The following is a 20,904-nucleotide window of genomic DNA, read 5'->3' on the forward strand; positions in this document are numbered from 1 at the left end:
TGTGTTTAATCTGCCTGTGTATCAGGCGATTGAAGCAGCCCTTGAAAGAGCATCTTCAGCAAGGTCTCGAGCAGGGCTTCAGGAGAGTCTGCTCCTAGGTTTTTCCAATGAATTTGCTGGTGCACCATTAAATTGGCGTAGCCATGTAACTGGGCCCAAAATGCCAGCGCAATCTGTTCGGGGGGAAAGGGTTTGAGTTGCCCCTTGTGATGGGCTGCGCTGATTGCCGAAATAAAATTCAGAAAGGTTTTTTCTGAGGCCGTTTTTAATTCAGGATAGAGCTCTTTGTTCTCAATCGCAGAGCCAAACATCAGATCAAAATAGGTGGGGTATTGGTAGGCAAACTGAAAATAGATCCGGGCCAATTGACGCAAAGCTTCAAGGGGGTGACTCAGTTCCTGAGTTTGACTCAGATCCAGGGCCTGCATTTCGGAGGCCATCATTTCAAATCCGCGGGTTGCTACAGCGGCAATCATTTCCTGTTTGTCGGCAAAATGTCGGTAGGGAGCGGCCGCACTGACGCCCACTTGCTGTGCGATTCCCCGCAGGCTGATGCCTTGAACCCCGTGTTTCACGATTTGTTCAAGTGTGGCCGTGAGCAGCGCTTCATACAGATCCCCGTGGTGATAAGCATTGCCCTTGACCTGGGCTTTGGTTTTCATTCTTTCAGGCCGGGGGACTTTTCGTACGGGTTTTACAATTTCAGTCAGGGGAATCTCATCCAGTTTCTGACTGAATAAAGCACTCAATTCCTCAAGGCTGTCTGAGGCTTCTTGTTCTGATTCTGATTTTTTTCTAGCCATGCAATTTCAATTTTTCAGGATTATCGGGCTTCATCAACCATCTGAATGGTTTTAAGCTCTACTTCATGTGCAACCGTTTGCAGTTCAGGGTCTTGAGAAAGTGCTGAGAGCATTGTCTCAGGTCGAATCAAGCCAATCCGGGTTTGATGGTTTTCAGTATAGACAGAAATACGACAGGGCAAGGCCATATTTAAACGCATGTCTGAACTGAGTACGCGTGCGGCTTGAACGGGGTTACAGACTTCGAATACTTTACAGTCTTCTTTAAAATCGATGCCCTTGCTGCGCAAGGTCTCGCCTAAATTGTGGATGTGTAAAACTCCAAAACCATGGTTTTTTACAGCGACTTCAAGATCCTGTGCCGCCTGTTCAAAGGATTTTTCTGTTTCAACGATATAGTACATCTTCTGTCCTTCCAATGTATTTAAACTTTCTGCATGCCTTTTAGTATGATACCGCTCTTCGGCGAGTATCAGGCAGAAATTGAATGTAGGGATGCTTATTTCGTTTTTGGAAATGTGTTGATCTGACAGCCGCTGGGCGTCAAGCGAAAAAAGCAGGGGTTTGAGCTAAAGCAGACGGTCCCCTTGCCGTTTTTCTATGGTTTTCTGGGAAAAGAGTTTTCATTTGTCATTGGGTTCGGCTAGACTTCACAGTATGAATGAATGGGGCTGCGGCGCTGCACCAGGAAAGGGTCTGATGTGTTTTTGAATCAAGGGCGAAAGATAGGGGCTTTGTTTTTTACCGCATATCTGCTTTTCAGCACGGCGGTTCAGGCTGAAATGAAAACCTTTACAGTCACAGCGCAGGCATTTATAGGCGATAATCAAACACGCAATGAGGCGAGAGAATTGGCTTTATTGGAAGCCAAACGCCAAGCACTTGAATTGGCTGGTGTCTATATTGAGTCTCTGACCGTGGTGAAACAGGCAAAAGTTGAAAAAGATGAGATCCTGGCTTTAACCGGGGGGGTTACACAATCTAAAATTCTCAAGGAAAAACCGATTGTCAGTGAAAACAGTTTTGGGATTGAGGTCACGGCGCAGGTTAGCATTGATACCCTCAGTATCGAAGCTGCGATCAAAAAAATGCTCAAGCAGCGCGAAACACTTGAACAGGAAAAATTACTTCTAAAACGCAATCAGGAACTTGAAAAACAGCTCAAAGCCTACCAGGCCCAAATCCAAAAACTGAAAGATCGTCAGCGGATTGTGGATTTGCAAAAGGGCGAAGGCCAAAGAATTAAGAATCGTCTCAGTGCCTCAGAATGGATGGAAAAAGGGGATTTGGCCTATGCCCAGAAAAATTTTTCAGAAGCATTGCTGGCCTATGATCAGGCCCTTGCACTGGATCCAGCCTTTGTAGCCCTTTGGAATAAGCGTGGCAATGCCTATTTTGGACTCAATCGCCTTGCTGAAGCTGAACAGAATTATTCCGAGGCCCTGCGCCTGGCGCCAAACTTTGCCGCTGCCTATTATAATCGCGGCAATGTCTATCTGCGCAGGCAGGCCTATCCTGCGGCACTCGTGGAATATAGTCAAGCGATACGTTTAGAACCCAGGTTTTTTGAAGCCTGGCATAATCAGGGCATTGCCTATTTTAATTTGGGCAAGTATGAAGAGGCGCTTCGTTCACATACGCGCACACTTGCTTTGAACCCCAGTCATGCCGGCGCCTATCTGAGTATTGGCAATATTCAGTTTAAGCGGGCACAATATCTCGCCGCAGTTGATTCGTTCTCAAAAGCCTTGGCTCTTGAACCGGTGGATACTCTTGCCTATAATAACCGCGCCTTGGCCTATCAGGGGGCAGGCAAAATTGAACTTGCCTTTTTAGATTTTGAACGTGCGATTCTGTCTGATCCGCAACATTATTTTGCCTATGTCAACCGTGGCAATCTCTATAAGAAACTTCAGCGCTATGCGCAAGCCCGTCAGGATTTTCAGAAGGCCTGTGAATTGGGCTATCAGCCAAGTTGTAAAGAGCTTAAAACTCTGCCCGTGAAATAGGTTTGCGGTGTTTTGCTATTCCCAAATTTTGAGTTTTTGTGCTTGAACGGGAAGGGCGCGCTGAAAAACACTTTGCATAAGTTTTTCTCTGCCGCTTTCCTGGCGGGTATAGATTAAATCTGCGGGGCCGACCCACTCCATAAAACAGCTTTTGAAGATTTCAGCCTTTTCTCTGCTGCGTGCAAGCAGCCGTGGAACAGGCAAAATGACTTTTCCTTGCTGTTTTTCGCGTATCTGAGGCATGAAGCCCCAAACCGCTTGAAATTCAATTTCTGTAATTGGAATTTCCAGAAGATAGCGCTGTTCTTGCAGGGGTTCAAAAATTTCCTGGAGGGATTGGCTAAAATATTTTGATTCATCAGGCTTAACCTGTTCCAGAAAAATGCGCACAGAGCCATCGCTGCGTTGACTGAATCTGAGTTGCGTTTGGGTTGAGAGAATGATTTCTGCTCGCTGTAGAGCCTGAAGTGTCACCTGGGCCAGGTTTTTGATAATTTCATATTCATTTTCAGTTTGTTTGAGCAAAGGGGTCCAGGCTTTTTTTCGTGAATTTCTGTATTTCAAAAGACTGAGTTCCGTCAGTAGAATCAGGCTGAGACTGAGCCCCAATCCTATTTCGCCAGGCCAGAAAATCCAGAAAGTGACAAGGCTGAGTGATTCGAGTATACGGGCCGATTGAAGGTGGAAATCTGCCTGTCTGCATTTGAGTTCGAGGGCCTGATACTGTGTTTTTACCGTGCGCGGCAGGGTCTTCAAACGGGGGGCTTGAAGGGAGCGTTTCCCCGGCACTTCTGTTTTGGGGATTCGCAATTGCAGGCCGTTGAGCTCTTTGCCTTGATAGGGTTTTCCAATTCCCCAGCGATCCCAGGCGAGGAGCCTGTTTTGAGCCCGCTCCAAACATTCTCGATTCAGATGGGCCATTTCTGCCAGCAATTCCTGGGGCTGAATTTTTCCCAAAAGGGCATGTACATGGCCAGCGCCCAACTCCAGGCAGCCATCTTCACTGATCCCGTAAAAACGTTGGTGCTTGCGCTGAAAACGCTCTAAATCCCGGAATCCTCCTTCCAGTTCAGGGAGCAGGGCCACAATATCCCAATTATTTGCGAGTTTTAAAGGGTTGAGAGGGTCAAAACGCAGGCTGCGCCCTCTGATTTGATTGACCGAGACATAGGAGCTGACAGCTGTGAGATCAATCAGTGTATTTAAACTGCGACAATCCCAACCCTCCCCGAGCAGGCCTCGGGTGCCGACCAGACAACGGGAAAGTCCTTTTTCAAAAAAATCAGTCACCAAAGCCAGATATACGCTGCTTTTCCAATCGCTGCCCTGACCCAGTATTCTGAAAAAATGGTCACAGGCTTCAGATTTTAAACTGACTTCAAGCTGATTGGTGCTGAACCAGGTTTTGGCTTCTTGCAGAAAACCCGGCAAGGCCTGGGCATTGCATAAAAGCGTTTGGCCCGTCACCATTAAAGGGTGCAGGTTTTCAAGTTCAGGGTGTGTGCTGAGATAGCGCATCACGGCCAGGGCTCCGCCGGCTTCTGGATCCAAGAGCCCTTCTGCCGCTCTGCCACCGGGTGCGTGGGTGGTTTCAAAATCAGTGAGTACCAGGGCTCTGAGTCCTTCACCCATGGCAGCTTGTTCTGTCAGCAGGATTTGTTCCAAGCCGCGCAATTTAGCTGCTGATAGCGCAAGAATTTTTTCAATGCTTCCCGAACGTCGTTTGAAACGCCCCTGTTCATAGCGGTATCCCAGGGCCAGAACAGCTGATTTTAAGTCATTCCAGACTTTATTTTCCCGGTCTTTCAGGAGCACAGCTCCGTAGGCTCCCAAACAGCTCACCAAATCTTCCAAACTGGGAGGATCTTCCATTTCTGGGCTCCAGGGTATGCCTTCTGGAAAAATGCCAAGACTGTAGAGATAGCGTACCAGGGCAATGCAAACATCGGGTTCCCGAATCAGGAATTCAGTGGGTTTGATGGGGTTGCCTTTGCGATCGGTGGGATGAAGCAAGCAGTCTTCGGCCCAAATACTGAGTTGGGGACGGTCTGGATGGGGGGTTTCCAAGCTTTTTAAGAGACGGTGCAAGGCCTGGTGGGCACCAGAAACAAAGTTGGATTCAGCTTCTGTGGGTCTGACCAGATAGACCAAATCCTGAAAAGGAGCCAAATGCCCCTCTTTAATCACAGCGGGGGTGGGCACTTCGAAATCGACGGGGCCGATCAAATCTAAGTAGACTGCGCGCTCTTTTTCTTTGCGATCAAGCGGAGGCGTGGCCGTTAGGCCAATCACAATCGCTTCAGGCACTTTTTGCAGATAGACCTGAATTGCGGCCGCCCAATGGGCAAGCAAATGGTGGCACTCATCCAATAAGAGGGTGTGATAACCTTGTTCAGCGAGCTGAACAAAGAGTTTTTCCACCTGGCGGTGCAAGAATTGTCCCTCCTGGCCTTTGATACTGAAGGCTTGATAGGTCAGTGAAAGAATAGCAGGGGATTTCTCAAGATCGGTACTGATAATCGTTTGTTCTACGGGAAGATCTTCGATGGCCTCAAGATCAATACTGAGCTGACTAAATTTATCGACCCACTGCTGTTGGATCGGAGTGGTGGGCGAAAGAATCACCGTTTTTTGGCCGATGCGTCTGGCCAATTCAAGCCCTATCAGGGTCTTGCCACTCCCTGGTGGGGCAACCAGATGCAGCTGCCTTTCGCCGGCCAAAATCTTTCCCACGAGTGTTTCAAGCGCTTCGCGTTGATAGGGGTGGTAATTGACGGCCAGTTCAAACGATTGAAAGAGATCTCCGAATATTGCCATTCTAGGGCTCATTTTAACAGAACTGTCGCAGATTCGAAATATGTCTGATAAGTAAAAAATATACTTAAATCTACTTACATATTCTAATTTTGTAGGTTATTATGAAGATGTCAGCAGAAAATCTACTGACCACCCTCAGAAGGTTTACCTTCTGATGATGTCTGTTTTCAGGCGGTCAACCCGCTGGGAAGGAGGCTTTTATGCAAGCTAAAACCACATCACAGGATCTTTGGTATTTATTGCAATCGCATCGCAATCTCTTATAGGCTCTAAACTCCCTGAAAAGTCTTTTCAGGGAGTTTGCTTTGTGGGGGCTTGCGCGTAAAATACTAGAGCATGAATACCCATTTTCAGGGGCGTGCTGCTCCGATATACATGATTGGCGACAGTCAAACCCTTGTTTTCAGCCATTTGCTTTTTGAAGCAGAATTCCAAGGGCAAAAACGGCAAATCATTACAGAAGCCAAATATTGTCCTGGTTTGGCCGCTCATAATTTTTCGGATCCACGGGGCCGACTGCATGAGACACTGCTGCGTGCCCTGATGGGTGATTGCCTGCTCGATCGTGAGAACCGTGCGCTATATCAGTTTCAAAGTCCCCAGGCCGGTCTTTTGAATTTATTGGCGGGCCGTTCGAAGGCCTCGCCCGTTTTGGTTTTCTTTTGTGGTTCTGCTGATTTGGTCAATGTCTTTCAACGCCATTTAGGGCTTGAAAATGACTTTTATCTTCCTGATCAGGAGACCCTTTTAGCGGCCTTTCCTGAGAGCTCAGCCCAGCAGGTTTTTCCCTTTGAAACAGCCCGGCTCTATTTGCAGGATCTGATTCAACCGCTTTACCGGGGCTTAAAAAAGTTGCAGGAAATGGGATTTGATCAAATCTATCTTCACGATCTGGTGCCACAAACCAGTGATGATCATGAGTTCAGTCTGATCTACCAATACCAGTGCCCCGCCCGTACGCGTATCAAAGCGCAACTCTTGATGAACCAGCTTCTGCGCGAAATGGCGCAGGCTCTCGGCATTCGCTTTCTTGAAATTTGGCCCAAGGTTACCCATCAAAATCGCAGGATCGAGTCGTTTGCTTTGGACAGCATTCATCTCAATAAACAGGCTGCATTCTTAAGTTTTGAAACCCTTTGGAATGAGATGTGCAGCGCCTTAAATGCCCAATACCAGCCCGAACCTGCAGATTTTCCTGACTTAATTGAAACGGTCAATGAACTTGCCATCCTATGGTCTCAATGGGCCCATACTCAAAAATATTCCAAAATTCTTGAAGACGCGCTTCAACGTGCGGATTTGTTTAAGCTGATTGCCCGTCGGCAAGTTGAATGGGAAGCTCAGCTTGAAAGTTTTGTCACTGTTTTACACGCTTTGGTTCAGGCCCATTATGCGCGGGGGGATTTGACTCAAATTTCTACCTTGCTCACTCAATATGCTGCTTTGGTGCGCTTTCACAGGCCCTTGGCTCGACCAGAATCTTTGCCCGCCTTGAAACTTCAGAAATCGATCGGTGAGGAAGTCGTGCTGCCAGCACGTTTTGATCCTGCTCAGACAGATCTGATCTTTTGGGCCACCTTGCAGGGGATACCGATTCGCATCCAGCCGCGTGGATCTGCTTGAGAATGAGCTGGGGGACTTGATTTGATTATTAAGATTTGATAAAATATATATTAAGAACATATAAGGTTTGTCAGATGATGAAAAGATTCAAGCTATTTCCCCTTTTGCTCCTGCTCAGTTTGAGTGCCTGTCAGAATACTGCGCTGAATGCCCTGCCCCCGGCCAATTTACAAGCTCAGTCCAGCCCCAAAACCAATCAAACCAGATTCCTGGATACCGCTCAAAGGGCCTATCGTTTAGCCGATATGCAGGCCCGTCGTTGGGATTTTGGTGCGCGTTTGGCAAAGGTAGAAGCCAATTGGGTCGAGGAAGATGGGCGCAGTTTTGAATGGAATTATTATTTTACCTCTTTGGGCAAGAATAAAGCCCTGAAAGTCAGCAGCAATGGCTTTCAAGAAGAAGTGAGTGATGCTTTTTTGAGCGGCATGATTTTTGAAAGCAGCTGGCGGATAGACAGCGACAAAGCTTTAACTGCGGCCAAAGAAAAAGGTTTGAAACATTTTCCGGTCCACAGCATGGAGCTTGATAGTTTCCTGCGTTGGGAAATTCGCTCCTCAGATGGCTGGTTTACGGTGGATGCACGTTCAGGCACTGTGAGCGTGCGTTAAGCAAGTATTTTTTTAAGGGCACAGCAGTCCATGCTGTGCCCTTTTCTTTTGCTTATTTTTTTAGCAGGCCAACATCCTGCAAACAGGTTTTGATCCGTTCCAAGGTGCGCGCCATATCATAGTCCAATCCGACTGAAATTCTAACCATGCCATCACTGAGACCCATTTTTTGTCTCTCATCGGGGGGAATTTCTGACGAGGTACTGTGACCGGGTGCGCTGAAGAGGGTTTTAAAATATCCCAAGCTGACGGCCAAATAGCCGACTTTTTCTTGTTGCATGCGCTCCATCAACTGATTGGCAGTCTGGGTATCGCCTGCATCCATCACCAACATGCCCCCATAGCCATAGCCTGGGTTCATCAGAGAGCTGAGCAAGGCATGGTCTGGGTGGCTTTCAAGGCCTGGATAATGCACCTTAATACCCCATTCCTGCAAGGCTTGAGCCAGCATGAGGGCATTGGCTGAGTGTTTTTGAATTCGAATATGCAGACTGTGCAAATTTTTTAAAATACTGGCAGAGCGAAAACTGTCCAAAACGGGCCCCAAAAGCATGGTTGCACCATGGTTGACATTGGAAAGTTCGTCAATCAGATTTTTGGGGCCGCAGACAGCTCCAGCCACACAGTCGCTGGTGCCGTTGATAAATTTGGTTAGGCTGTGCAAGACGATATCTGCTCCCAATCTGACCGGGCTCAACATCAGGGGGCTGAAGGTATTGTCGATTACCAGTTTGAGCCCGTGGGCATGGGCTAATTCTGCCAAAGCGGGAATATTCGCAAATTCAAGCAAAGGATTGCTGATCGATTCGCCATAGATCAGTTTGGTCTGGGGGGTAATCGCGGCTTCGACTTCTTCTCGGTTGTGAATATTGACAAATTTGGTTTGAATGCCCAAACGGGGTAAAAAATTCTTGAGCAGGGCGTAAGTTCCGCCATAAATAGTACGACTGGCAATGATTTCATCACCTTGCTGACAGAGTTGTAAAAGGGTGCAGCCGATCGCCCCCATGCCAGAAGAAGTGACCTGAGCCGATTCGGTATTTTCCATGGCAGCAAGCGCTTGAGCGAGATATTTATTGCTGGGATTCCAGTGGCGTGAATAGAGAAAACAGCCTTCAATTTCATGATCGAAGAGTGCTTCCATGGTGGCAGGATTTAAGAAGGTATAGGTTGAAGAGTCATTGATGGAAGGATTGACCTCGCCATATTCTCCAAAAACGAGGTAATCCTGTATTTCTGAGGCGGGTTCAAATGTCATAGCCAGATCCTTTTCTTTCAGCGAAGTAAATGGAGTGTAACAAACCTATGGGGGTATATGGGATGATATAGATCAAGTCTTTGGGGATCTGCGCACAGATTCCTGCAGAGAATTGTGTTATCGTATTTCAAGAGCGCAAAGCCTTTGAATTTTATGAAAAATTTACCCCCCCCAAAAAAGAAAAATCCCCCCCTGTATAAACCTGCGGTAGGGCTCAGTTTGTGTTTGGGTTTTTTCAGCTTGAGCAATTATTGGGGGGGACTGCATCCCGGGCTTGACCTTCTGGGTCAATTTAAATGGCAATTCAGTCTTTCCCTGTTGCTTCCCCTCTTCTTGATGGGCCTGATGCGGCGCTGGAAATGGGTTGTTATGCTCTTGTTGCTCTTGGGGTTGCATGCCATAGAACTGTTGCCTTGGTATCTTCCTGTTGCTCACGAAAAGGCGCTGGCAAGTCCTTTACATTCTGAGATCAAAGTGCTGCTGGCGAATGTACTCAATACCAATCCAGAAGTGACTTCTTTGGCTTCGTTGATAAAACAAGAGCAACCCGATATCGTGGCTTTAATGGAATTTCATCCCAAACACTTGGAGTTGATGAATGGCTTGGGACGGGCCTACCCTTTTCGTTTTCAACCCCGTGATAAAAACTATTTTGGCTTGGGTCTGTGGAGCAAATTTCCTTTGCACCGAGCTGAATTGAAGTTCCTGGGGCAGGCAGAGCTTCCCACATTGGGTACCTGGGTAGATTTGGGGGAAAGACAGTTTTACCTGATCTCGACCCATCTGGATTCACCTGTGCGTGTACCTGCGCTTCGTCGCAACCGGCAGTTGGATGCCTTGGGAAAATTTGCGCTCAGCAAGGAACCTCCTGTTTTGGTAATGGGGGATTTTAATGTCTCCATGTATTCACCCTATTACAAGCAGTTTGAGCGGAACAGTGATTTGCACAACTGTCGCAGAGGATTCGGAGTCTTGCCTTCCTGGCCTGCATATTTGCCTGAAGTGGCTCGAATTCCGATTGATCAGTGTCTGGTCAGCAAACAATTGGAGGTGGTTGATTTGCATTTGGGAACACCTGTAGGTTCAGATCACCTGCCCATGGTTATTTCTTTGCGTTTTCCTGTCAATACAGAAATTCAGCGCTGAATAATCTGGATAAATTTGTCTGGATTTGGCATAATGAGCTTAATGAGTTTGACTGAGGTAGATGCAATGAGCCAAGTTTCAAGTGAAACCACAACCGGGGTGATTCTAACCGATCCCAGTAAAATGCCTCCTTTGGTGCAGGTGACGCCCAAAGCCCTAACTGAAATTCAACGTTTTCTCTCGCGTCAGGACAATGCCCAACTGGGAATTCGTCTGGCGGTCAAAGGCGGTGGCTGTTCTGGGCTTTCCTATCATTTGGATTACGATGAACCCAAAGAGCGCGATCATATTCTCGAACAAGCGGGAATCAAAGTCTTAATTGATCGTAAAAGTGCGATCTATCTCAAAGGCATGACCTTGGATTTCAACGATGGTCTAAATGGACGGGGTTTTAAATTTATCAATCCCAATGCCAGCAATACCTGTGGCTGTGGTGAATCGTTCTCCGTTTAAGTTGAAAGTCTCAACTGGGTCTGGATTTTTTGTTAAGCTGGAGCGTCTTGATTTAATCAGAAAGTGACGCTTCAGATGTCTCAAATTTTACCTCAGTATTTGATGTTACCCGGCCCAACGCCTCTTCCTCAAGCCGTTCTTCAGGCCCTTTCTGGGCCCATGATCAATCACCGTGGCCCAGAGTTTGCCGAATTATTCCGCGAAATTGAAGCAGGTTTAAAATGGGTCTTTCAAACCCAGCACAGGGTTTTGATGCTGACGGGTTCTGGTACAACGGGCATGGAAGCGGCTTTGACGAACCTGTTTTCTCCTGGCGATAAAGTTTTGGCTTTGAGCAATGGTTCCTTTGGGGAACGCTTTGGTCAAATGGCAGAGATTTACGGTCTTGAAGTCGAGCGTCTGGCCTATGAATGGGGTGAGATCGTTTCTCCCCAGGCACTGTCTGCACGACTTGAAGCCGATACACAAAAACAGATCAAAGCTGTGCTTGTGGTTCACAATGAAACTTCTGCAGGGGTATTGAATCCTCTGCGTGAATTAAGTGAAATCATTTCACGACATGGGGCCCTGAGTATTGTCGATGCTATTTCCAGTTTGACTTCGACGCCGGTTCAAATGGATGAATGGCAATTGGACGTGGTCTTGGGGGCTTCGCAAAAAGGCTTGATGGTGCCTCCAGGACTTGCTTTTGTGGCACTTAGTCCAAAAGCCTGGGTAGCTCATCGCAGCGCAGAATTGCCGCGTTTTAGCCTGGATTTTTCGGTGACGCTGGAATACGCCGAACAGGGCTGGACTCCCTGGACTCCCCCGATTTCAATTTTTCATGGTTTGCGCGTGGCCTTGGCGATGATGCGTGAAGAGGGGCTGGAAGCGATCCAGGCCCGACATTTGCTTTTACGCAATACGGCTCGAGAGGGTTTAGAGCAGTTGGGTTTACGCTTAATGATTGAAAATCCAGACCATGCTTCCTGTTCAGTGACACCTGTTTATCCACCAGAGGGCCTGTCAGCAGATTTGATCCGCTCCCATCTTCACCAACACTACAATATGGTTTTGGGCGGGGGGCAACGAAAATTGACAGGGCAAATATTTAGAATTGGCCATTTGGGCTATCAGTTTCAACCCACGATTTGGGCGGTTTTGCAGGCGCTTGAAGCAGCCCTGAGTCAATTACAAAAATCTTAAACTGAATAGACTCGGTTTTTGTTGATTTTCTGAAGCTTGGGGTAAGATAGAGCATGAGTGCTGAGGCGAGAAATCGCTGCCGTGAACCAGCACTCATTTTAAACCCTTGAACCGCTTGGGCTTCGGTTTTCAGCTGTGAATGAGATCATGAACCCCGATCTTTCCTTTGCTATACTGAGCATATCAAGCCGGATTTTCAAGAGGTATGTCATGCGTAAAGATCAGAAAGTCTCCATATTGGGAGCACCACTCGATTTAGGAGCCGGTCACAGAGGCGTAGATGCCGGGCCATCAGCGTTTCGAATTGCAGGCTTGGTGAATGCCATTCGTGAAATGGGCTTTGAGGTCTGTGATGAAGGCAATATCACGGTGCAAATTCCTGAGGCCTCTGAAATAGGTCAGAAAAATGCACGTTTCCTAGAAGAGATTACCCAAGCCTGTCAAATTCAATACGATCGCGTTTTTGAAATCATGCAGAAAGGCCATTTCCCTTTGGTCTTGGGTGGCGATCACAGTATTGCAATTGGAACTATTGGCGGTATCAGTGCCTTTTATCATGAAAAAGGTCAGGAAATTGGTGTGATTTGGATTGATGCCCACGCCGATATGAATACCCCAGACACTACGCATACCGGGAATATTCATGGCATGCCCATGTCAGTCTGTTTGGGCATGGGAGCACCCGAGTTGGTAAATTTGGGCGGATTCGCTCCCAAAATTCGACCTGAAAAGGTTGTCATTATCGGCTTGCGCGATGTCGATGTCGAAGAGAAGAAAATTGTGCGTGAGAGCGGTGTTCATGCCTATACCATGACCGATATCGATGAAAAAGGCATGCCGGCGATTATTCGTGAAGCGATTGAGATTGCGGGAATTGGAACCGCAGGAATTCATCTCTCCTTTGATTTTGATGGCTTGGACCCCAAAATTGCACCGGGCGTAGGCACCCCTGTCAAAGGCGGTATCAAATACCGCGAAGCACATCTCTTAATGGAGAAAATCGCGGGGACAGGGCGTTTGATCGGCATGGAAATGGTGGAGTTAAATCCCATTTTGGATATGGGCAATCAAACCGCTGAATTGGGTGTGGAGTTGATTCAATCGGCCTTTGGCAAGCGAATTCTTTAATTTGCTTGGAGATCTTCTCCCCTTTTTCACAGTGAGCAGGCTATAATAACCTCCCACTCTGAAATTCGGAAAACAAAATGACTATACACTATCATCGTTTAGAAACGCTCTTGGAAATCTATGATCAACCAGCAGATTTGCCTGTAGAGGATCAAGCCTTGCTTGAAAGAGCCCGCGCTGCTGCAGTGAATTCTTATTCCCCTTATTCCAATTTCAAAGTGGGTGCAGCAGCACGTTTGGCCACTGGGCAGGTGCTCTCTGGCAGCAATCAGGAAAATATTGCCTATCCTTCGGGGCTCTGCGCTGAAAGCATTATTATGTTTGCTGCCGGAGCGGAGTATCCGAACGATGCGGTTGTGACCCTTGCCGTAACTACCATTTCAGGGCCTGAAGACAGTCAGGAACTGGTCACTCCCTGTGGGGTTTGTCGTCAGGTGATTGCTGAATACCGCAACCGGCATGGTCACCCGATTCGGATTATTATGCAGGGAAAACAAGGCCCCGTCTATGTGGTTGCAGATATTCAAGGGCTTTTGCCATTGATGTTTGAGAATGCCACCGTGAAAAAAAACGAGCCCGCTGCACTCTGAAATTTGTGCGCTGAATCACCGTATTCAGTCTTGCCATCTGCGCTTCTTAAGCTGGATAATGAAGCACATGAGTCCATCCATTATTCTTATCAACGGTACTTCAAGTGCTGGTAAATCCTCGTTAGCACGTACTTTTCAGGCCCTCAGCAATCACCAATGGGTTCGCCTTTCGATTGATGATTGCTTTCGTGCCTTTCCTGCTGGAGCCACCTTGCATACGGTTCCCTATGAACGCCTGCGCAAGGTTTTTTATCAGAATCTGGCACTTTGGGCCTCTGAGGGGTTTGACCTGGTGATTGATACGGTTTTTGAAGAGCCTGCCTGCTTAGAAAAAACCTTGAAATTTCTGGCGCCTTATCAGGTCTGGATGGTGGCGCTTCACTGTCCGCTCGAAGAACTGGAGCGCAGAGAACAGATGCGGGGAAACCGTCCGCTTGGTCTGGCCCGTTCTCAATTCAAAACGGTACATAGCTATTGTGATTATGACTTGGAGCTCAACAGCCATACTGCCAGTGTTGAAGACAATGCGATGGCTATTGCGGCCCAGCTTCAACAGGCTCCCCGTATTTTCAATGCGCTTTGTCAGGATGCCTTGTCTCAAAACCTGGTTTCAGGTGTGCGAAAAGCCAGCTAATAGCCGCTTTCCCCGAGCATTTGTGAACTCTGGCTGCGTTGGGTGCCCCCGCCCAAAGTCAGATTAAAATAGAGCCCCTGATTGCTCAAATTGGGCAAATTGGTCCCTCCCAGAATGCGCCGATTGGCTTCCCATTGGGTGGGAGAGGCCACAAACAGATAGCCCAGTTTGAGCCCCACCAAAAGACCGCTGGCATTTGCGGGATCGCCATTAAAATCAATCATATAATCTGCACCCAGACCAATATCCAGCACCACCTGATTGGAATCCATGCGGCTGATTTCTTCTGTACTCGAAAGCCCAAAGAGTTTGTTTAAACTGCTGGAGCCACTCACAGAAATATTGCCTGAACCAATTCCCAACATGGGATAAAGGCTGAAATTCTGGTCGCTATAGACCAGATAGCCCAGATTAAACAGGCCATAGCCACCATTCACAGATAAAATTTCACCAGTGGCATTGGCGGTTCTGAAGCCACTCAGGGCGTAACCAGAACCCCCCAAAATGATCCGATCGAGAATCAGATGGGCTCCGCCCCCCTGACTCAGAAATGTCCCCGATAGGTTGGTATAGCCTTGGGTTGCGGTTGCTCCGTTAAAAGAACTCGTATCGAGAAAAGAGAAGCCCGGGCTGTACCAGGCTTTTGCCCCCTGAAAGACTTCGAGATTAAAACTGGGTTCGGCCTGCGCTTGTGAGGTAAAACTGAGCAGGGCGAAGCTGATTCCGAGAGCCCATAAACGTCCTTGACGACTTAATTTCATGCAATCCTCCTGAGGGTCAATGTTAAGCATGACGAAAGCGAGGAGGCTTGAGTTCCCGTTTCTCTCGTCTCAGCCCCCCTTGCCATGCCCTGCCGATGCCCGTCACAATGAAGTAAAAACGAAAGTGCTGATTTGCCATGAAACATTTGCTGGCCTTGACCCTGACCACTTTGCTGAGCCTGCCTGCTGTTGCGCAGGCTGCGCCTTTTGAATTAGAGCCCGGTCATTGGAATCCGGATCTGCGTATCCGCCTGGAAAAACTGCTGACAAGCAATAGTTATGCCGGAAAAAAAGTCGTTTTGGATTTTGACAATACCCTCGTCAGTCGTGATATTGGCGAAGCGACTTTTGCACAATTGGAGCGCAAGGGCAAGATCAAACGCAGCCCAGCCTTGGAGGCGATTTCCCCAGCTTTTTTTATGGGCGGAAAAAATATTTCTTTGGATACGAGCATTGACCTTGCCGCCTATTATAATCAACTCGCGGATCTGGATTCTCACCCCCAGGACGTGACGGCGGCTGCCAATTCCTATGCCTGGATGGTTCAGGCCATGCAGGGTTTGAATCCCACTGAAGTGATTGAAGCTACCCGTGAAGTGTATGGCAATAACCGGGCTGAAAGCGATCGTAAGACAGGCCAGGAAACCCGCGTAGAAGCTTCTCCTGGCAATACTACCTACCGCGTGCCCTTTTTCAACCCTGAAATTGTCGATTTTGTCGGCCAGTTGATTCGCCATGGCTATGATATTTATGTGGTTTCAGGTTCAAATGTCTGGACTGTGCGCTATATGGTGACCGTGGAGCTGATGAAGCGTATCAATGAAAAATTGGGCACCCAGTTTGTTTTCCCTGCCGATCATGTGATTGGGGCTTCAGTGCTTTTGCGCGATAAACGCACGGGCCGTCTGGTGAAAGATCCTTGGTTGGTCAGAGAAAACAAACGCTATCAAGAGCAAGACCCCAATGAACTGAATCAATATGAATTGACCAATCAGGTGGTTTTTCCTTTGACGGGATTTGCTGGCAAAGTGGCCAATATTATCCAATACATTACCGGCCCCAATGAGCGTCCCTTTTTAGTGGCGGGTGATTCCAGCGGAGATTTTGCCATGTTGCAGTCGGCACAATACCGGCTTTGGTTTGCCCGGCTTGAAAAAAAAGCATACCAAGAGGCGCTCAGCCGCTTGATTGTTAAACCCGAGCAATCGACCTGGCTGGTACAGCCGGTTTTAACCACCCGGCGGCCGGGTTTGATTCAGAACCGCGCTGAATTGGATAAAATAGTCAAGCAACCAGGAGAAACATTGCAAGCTGAGCCCTTACTCGCGTCTCTGAAAATCTGGTCAGAAATGGGGCTATACCGTGACTAAAACAATCCTTGGCTTGGGATTGGCGTTCTGTTTGGTTGGGCCTGCTGGAGCAGAAACAAAAAAAATGACGGATCCCTTGGCTTTTGCTCGGAATCTCCCTTTGGCCCGTCAAGCCTGTTATTATCAGGCCAAACCTGATTGGGACAGTGGGGTGACCCATCACATGATCCGGGGAAATGAACGCTACCGCGACTGTATGCTCAACTTGGCCGAAGAGATGCTCAAGCGCTATTATCCGGCCCAGGCTTTTCAAAAAACCAAGCCCCGTGAGATGTTGCTTGCTATTTTAAAACCCATGGGGCAGATGGCCTATCTGGTGCAAAATGACCTCAAGGCCTGTGCCCCCACCTGCGGTACGATGTGGCAGGTGGCAGCCAGTGGGAAAGAGGCGCAGTATTTGGAAGGGTTTTTGCAGGATCTGGCTGAGCGGGTTTTGAATGAATCTGAAGCTGCACTTTTGACAGAAGACCCGCAATGGCAGGCCTGTTGGAAAGATCCCGCTAAATGCCCGAAACAGTTCAAATGACAAAAATGAAGTGACTGAAGCCCTCTTTTGCAGGGGGTGGGTCGTCAAGCACTCTCTGCTTAAAGGTTTTAATTCCTTGGCGATCGACTTTAGTCTCTAGCCACTTCTGGGTTAAGATGAATACATTTGAGAAGAAACCAAGGATAGCAGCATGAGTTATAATCACCAAGAAATCGATGCAAAATGGCAGCAATATTGGGCTGAAAACAAAACCTTCAAAACCGAAAGCCTGGGAGATAAACCCAAGTACTATGTCTTGGACATGTTTCCCTACCCTTCAGGTCAAGGTTTGCACGTAGGCCACCCCAAGGGCTATGTGGGCAGTGATATTATTGCACGTTATAAGCGCATGCGTGGCTTTGATGTGCTGCATCCCATGGGGTGGGATGCCTTTGGTCTGCCCACTGAGCGCCAGGCCAATAAAGAGAGCCTGCATCCCGCTGAGGTCACCCGCCGCAATACCGATACCTTTCGCAAACAATTGCAAAAAATCGGCTTGGGCTATGATTGGGATCGTGAAATCAATACCAGCCAGGTGGATTATTACCGTTGGACCCAGTGGATTTTTCTCAAACTCTATGAAAAAGGTCTGGCCTATCAGGCTGAGTTGCCTGTCAATTGGTGCCCGGCCTTGGGCACGGTGCTGGCCAACGAAGAGGTCAAAGACGGCGTCTATGTAGAAACCGGTGACCCGGTTGAAAAGCGCATGATGCAGCAGTGGATGCTGAAAATTACGGCCTATGCTGATCAATTGCTCGATGATTTGGATACGCTGGATTGGCCTGAAAGTCTGAAAGAAATGCAGCGCCATTGGATTGGCAAAGCTGAAGGCGCACGCGTGCGCTTTCAGGTCGCGGATCAGGATTCTGCCTTTGATATCTTTACCACCCGTCCAGATACCCTGTTTGGTTGTACCTATTGTGTTTTAGCGCCTGAGCATCCTTTGGTTCCCCAATTGACCAGCCCTGCGCAAAAAGCGGCGGTAGAAGCCTATATCGAAGAAACTTCCAAGCATACTGAACGCGAACGCATGACCGAGTCGAAGAAAACCGGTGTGTTTACCGGGGCCTATGCGATCAATCCCGTCAACCATCAGCAGGTGCCAATTTGGATTGCCGATTATGTGCTGGCGAGCTATGGAACCGGTGCGGTTTTTGCCTGTCCAGCCCATGATGAGCGCGATTGGGAGTTTGCCAATACCTTTGATTTGCCTTTAATTGAAGTGGTTCAGGGCGGAGATGTGCATGAAACGGCTTATACCGGTGATGGCCCCCATGTGGATTCAGAATTTTTGGATGGTCTGAATATTGCCGATGCCAAAAAAGCGATCATTGCCTGGCTCGAAGCGCATGGCCATGGCGAAGGCCAAATCAACTACCGTCTGCGCGATTGGCTCTTCAGCCGCCAGCGCTACTGGGGAGAGCCGATTCCTGTCGTGCATCTTGAAGATGGCACGGTGATGGGACTTTCCAGTCAGGATTTGCCGATAGAACTGCCCCATCTGGATGATATCAATCCCACTGAAGACGGGCAGCCCCCTCTGGCCCGTGCGGGTGCGCAATGGCGCGAAGTGACCCTGCCCGATGGGCGCAAAGGTCTGCGTGAAACCAATACCATGCCCCAATGGGCGGGTTCCTGCTGGTATTATCTGCGCTTTATAGATCCCCAGAACAATGACGCTCCCTGGGACCCGACCCTCGAAAAACGCTGGATGCCTGTTGATCTCTATGTGGGCGGCACTGAACACGCCACCTTGCATTTGCTCTATGCCCGTTTCTGGCACAAGGTGCTCTATGATTTGGGGCTGGTTTCAACCAAAGAACCCTTTCAACGCCTGTTTAACCAGGGCAAAATTCAAGCCCGCAGTTACCGTGATTCGCGGGGCAAATATTATTATCCTTCAGAGGTTGAATGCCGCAGTTATACAACGGCTAAGGGCGAAACCCAAGAGCAGTGGTTTGTCAAAGGCAGCGATACGCTTTTGGAAACCCGCGTTGAAAAAATGAGCAAAAGCAAACACAACGTGGTCACCCCTGACGAAACCATTGAAGTCTATGGTGCGGACTCCCTGCGTCTTTATGAGGTCTTTATGGGGCCACTTGAAGACAATGCCATCTGGCAAACTGAAAACATGGCAGGGGTACGCCGTTTCCTGGAACGGGTCTGGCGCCTGTATTTCCCTGAAAAAGAAGTTCCCGCCGAGTCAGAGTTTCCTGAAGAACTGGAACGCCTTTTGCACAAAACGATCCAAAAAGTTGGCGAAGATTTGGATGCCATTCACCCCAATACTGCGGTCAGCACGATGATGATTTTTGTCAACGAAGCCACCCGGATTGGCTATTTGCCCGAATCCATGAAGCCTATTTTTGCAAGGATTTTAGCTCCTTTTGCTCCCCATCTGGCCGAAGAGTTTTGGGCCAGCCTGGGCCATTCAGAAAGCATTGCCAAGGCCGAATGGCCAGTCTATGATCCTGAAAAACTGATTGAACGCAATATTGAAATTCCCGTTCAACTCAATGGCAAGCTGCGGGGCGTGATCAACGTGCCGGTTGGCGCTGATGAAGCCAGTGTCAGAGCCATTGCCGAGGCCGATGAGGCGATTCAGAAACACCTGGAGGGTGTGCAGGTGGTGAAGGTCATTCACCGCGTGGATCGCATGCTCAATTTGGTTGTGAAATAAGGTTTTAGAATTTTGAAAGGCCGGGGGTGATTGCACCCCCGGCCTTTATGTTTCAGCAGGCTTTTCAAACTCTGAAAAGCTAGGCTCTGCTTAAAACCACCCGATAATGTGCTTTTCCTTCGCGAACCCGATCCAAGGCGGCATTGATTTCTTCAAAGGGAAAAGTCTCTACCACAGCTTCTACCTGGTGCCGATTGGCAAAATCCAACATTTTTGCAATCGTATCGGGGCTGCCCACAGGCGAGGCAGAAACAGAGCGTTGGCCGCCCATCAGTGAAAAGACACTGATATCCAAGGGTTCCAGGGTGGCCCCTACAAAATGCAGGCGTCCGCGTGGGCTCAGGGTGCTGAGGTAGAGGTTCCAATCCAGTTTGACATTGACTGTGGAGATGATCAGATCGAAACGACCTGCTGCACTGGCGATTTCTTCGGGATCGCGTGAATTCAGGGCATGGTGTGCGCCCAAAGCGTGTGCCTCGGTTTTTTTCGCAGCACTTGAAGTAAAGGCCGTCACTTCGCAGCCCCAGGCATTTAAAAACTTCAAGGCCAAATGCCCCAATCCGCCAATGCCGATCACGGCCACCTTGTCTGTGGGTTTAATTTCAAATTGCACCAAAGGGTTAAAAACGGTAATGCCCCCGCAAAAAAGCGGGCCTGCTTTGCTGATATCAACGCCTTCGGGAATTGGAATCACCGCATTGGCCGCAGCCCTGACCTTGTCTGCAAAGCCGCCATAATGCCCGACAATCGTGGCTTGAGAATGACTGCAGAGATTGTGGTCTCCACTCCGGCAGAAGGCACATTGATTGCAATAGCCTGCATGCCAACCCAATCCTACGGTTTGGCCGATTTGAAGACCCTTGACCTCTGCGCCGAGAGCGGCAATTTTACCCACCACTTCATGCCCAGCTACCAACGGGTACTGGCTAAAGCCCCATTCGTTGTCGATGACTGAAACATCACTGTGGCAAACGCCGCAGTAGAGCACCTCGATTTCGACCTGGTCTGCGGGCAAGGGGCCGGGGTCGTAAGCAAAGGGTTGGAGTGGAGCTTTGGGTTCAAAAGCAGCGTAGGCATTGATCATGGAGGATACCTTTTTTTATGTGTGTTGTTCTAAGGGTGAAGTTAATTTTATTATTTTGAGCTTAACACAGGATACAGTCTGCTTGCTTTCCTCTGGCTGTTTCCTTTGTTTGAATCATCTTTTTGTGAATTAGCATCTCGAAGACTTTGGCTTGAGTTGATAAGTATCAAGCGAATGAACCGTATTCATCAATGTGCTTTGCTTTTATGAGGGCTATGCTGAAATCAAA

18 protein-coding genes are annotated in these 20,904 nt (G+C 48.5%); 12 read left to right on the plus strand and 6 right to left on the minus strand.

The window, feature by feature from the left end; genetic code table 11:
- Positions 1-5: 5 nt before the first annotated feature.
- On the minus strand, positions 6-803 hold the full coding sequence (locus COW20_09675; protein ID PIW48349.1) for a hypothetical protein: 798 nt from the start codon (positions 801-803) through the stop codon (positions 6-8).
- Between the two features lie 20 nt (positions 804-823).
- Positions 824-1,207: a hypothetical protein gene (locus COW20_09680; GenBank protein ID PIW48350.1), complete on the minus strand. Its 384-nt coding sequence runs from the start codon at positions 1,205-1,207 to the stop codon at positions 824-826.
- Between the two features lie 261 nt (positions 1,208-1,468).
- Here COW20_09680 and COW20_09685 point away from each other — a divergent pair, with 261 nt between their 5' ends.
- Positions 1,469-2,812, plus strand: coding sequence for a hypothetical protein (locus tag COW20_09685; GenBank protein ID PIW48351.1), 1,344 nt, complete (start codon positions 1,469-1,471; stop codon positions 2,810-2,812).
- 15 nt (positions 2,813-2,827) lie between these two features.
- Here the strand turns inward: COW20_09685 and COW20_09690 are convergent, their stop codons facing one another.
- The gene (locus COW20_09690) at positions 2,828-5,641 is read right to left on the minus strand and encodes a hypothetical protein (GenBank protein ID PIW48352.1); all 2,814 of its coding nucleotides are present in this window, start codon (positions 5,639-5,641) and stop codon (positions 2,828-2,830) included.
- A gap of 363 nt (positions 5,642-6,004) precedes the next feature.
- Between COW20_09690 and COW20_09695 the strand changes: the two genes are divergently transcribed.
- Positions 6,005-7,252 carry a hypothetical protein gene (locus COW20_09695; protein PIW48353.1) on the plus strand — a complete coding sequence of 416 codons (1,248 nt, stop codon included), beginning with the start codon at positions 6,005-6,007 and terminating at the stop codon, positions 7,250-7,252.
- 74 nt (positions 7,253-7,326) lie between these two features.
- Positions 7,327-7,860, plus strand: a complete 534-nt coding sequence (locus COW20_09700; GenBank protein ID PIW48354.1) for a hypothetical protein — start codon at positions 7,327-7,329, stop codon at positions 7,858-7,860.
- Positions 7,861-7,912: 52 nt separating this feature from the next.
- Here the strand turns inward: COW20_09700 and COW20_09705 are convergent, their stop codons facing one another.
- On the minus strand, positions 7,913-9,118 hold the full coding sequence (locus COW20_09705) for a cystathionine beta-lyase (GenBank protein PIW48355.1): 1,206 nt from the start codon (positions 9,116-9,118) through the stop codon (positions 7,913-7,915).
- A gap of 153 nt (positions 9,119-9,271) precedes the next feature.
- Here COW20_09705 and COW20_09710 point away from each other — a divergent pair, with 153 nt between their 5' ends.
- The 6 genes from COW20_09710 (at position 9,272) to COW20_09735 (ending at position 14,254) form a co-directional block, all read left to right on the plus strand.
- Positions 9,272-10,264 carry a hypothetical protein gene (locus COW20_09710; protein ID PIW48356.1) on the plus strand — a complete coding sequence of 331 codons (993 nt, stop codon included), beginning with the start codon at positions 9,272-9,274 and terminating at the stop codon, positions 10,262-10,264.
- A gap of 123 nt (positions 10,265-10,387) precedes the next feature.
- On the plus strand, positions 10,388-10,717 hold the full coding sequence (locus COW20_09715; GenBank protein PIW48462.1) for an iron-sulfur cluster assembly accessory protein: 330 nt from the start codon (positions 10,388-10,390) through the stop codon (positions 10,715-10,717).
- Between the two features lie 75 nt (positions 10,718-10,792).
- On the plus strand, positions 10,793-11,902 hold the full coding sequence (locus COW20_09720; GenBank protein ID PIW48357.1) for an aminotransferase: 1,110 nt from the start codon (positions 10,793-10,795) through the stop codon (positions 11,900-11,902).
- 210 nt (positions 11,903-12,112) lie between these two features.
- Positions 12,113-13,030, plus strand: coding sequence for an arginase (rocF, locus tag COW20_09725; GenBank protein PIW48358.1), 918 nt, complete (start codon positions 12,113-12,115; stop codon positions 13,028-13,030).
- 77 nt (positions 13,031-13,107) lie between these two features.
- Complete coding sequence (locus COW20_09730) at positions 13,108-13,620, plus strand: cytidine deaminase (protein PIW48359.1); 513 nt, start codon at positions 13,108-13,110, stop codon at positions 13,618-13,620.
- A 58-nt stretch (positions 13,621-13,678) separates the two neighbouring features.
- The gene (locus COW20_09735; GenBank protein ID PIW48360.1) at positions 13,679-14,254 is read left to right on the plus strand and encodes a chloramphenicol phosphotransferase; all 576 of its coding nucleotides are present in this window, start codon (positions 13,679-13,681) and stop codon (positions 14,252-14,254) included.
- On the opposite strand, the gene COW20_09740 is transcribed toward COW20_09735, so the two are convergent.
- Entirely contained in the window at positions 14,251-15,015 is a 765-nt protein-coding gene (locus COW20_09740; GenBank protein PIW48361.1) for a hypothetical protein, read from the minus strand. The genes COW20_09735 and COW20_09740 overlap by 4 nt on opposite strands.
- 137 nt (positions 15,016-15,152) lie before the next feature.
- Between COW20_09740 and COW20_09745 the strand changes: the two genes are divergently transcribed.
- The 3 genes from COW20_09745 to COW20_09755 all read left to right on the plus strand — a co-directional run bounded on the left by COW20_09745 (position 15,153) and on the right by COW20_09755 (position 19,591).
- Complete coding sequence (locus tag COW20_09745; GenBank protein PIW48362.1) at positions 15,153-16,385, plus strand: hypothetical protein; 1,233 nt, start codon at positions 15,153-15,155, stop codon at positions 16,383-16,385.
- Positions 16,378-16,911: a hypothetical protein gene (locus tag COW20_09750; protein ID PIW48363.1), complete on the plus strand. Its 534-nt coding sequence runs from the start codon at positions 16,378-16,380 to the stop codon at positions 16,909-16,911. The genes COW20_09745 and COW20_09750 overlap by 8 nt, the downstream gene beginning before the upstream one ends.
- A 151-nt stretch (positions 16,912-17,062) precedes the next feature.
- Positions 17,063-19,591: a leucine--tRNA ligase gene (locus tag COW20_09755; GenBank protein PIW48364.1), complete on the plus strand. Its 2,529-nt coding sequence runs from the start codon at positions 17,063-17,065 to the stop codon at positions 19,589-19,591.
- A gap of 79 nt (positions 19,592-19,670) precedes the next feature.
- On the opposite strand, the gene COW20_09760 is transcribed toward COW20_09755, so the two are convergent.
- A complete protein-coding gene (locus tag COW20_09760) occupies positions 19,671-20,675 on the minus strand; it encodes an alcohol dehydrogenase (GenBank protein ID PIW48365.1) in 1,005 nt (334 codons plus the stop codon).
- Positions 20,676-20,904 lie beyond the last annotated feature (229 nt).

This window comes from bacterium (Candidatus Blackallbacteria) CG13_big_fil_rev_8_21_14_2_50_49_14, from assembly GCA_002783405.1.
Lineage (GTDB): Bacteria > Cyanobacteriota > Sericytochromatia > UBA7694 > UBA7694.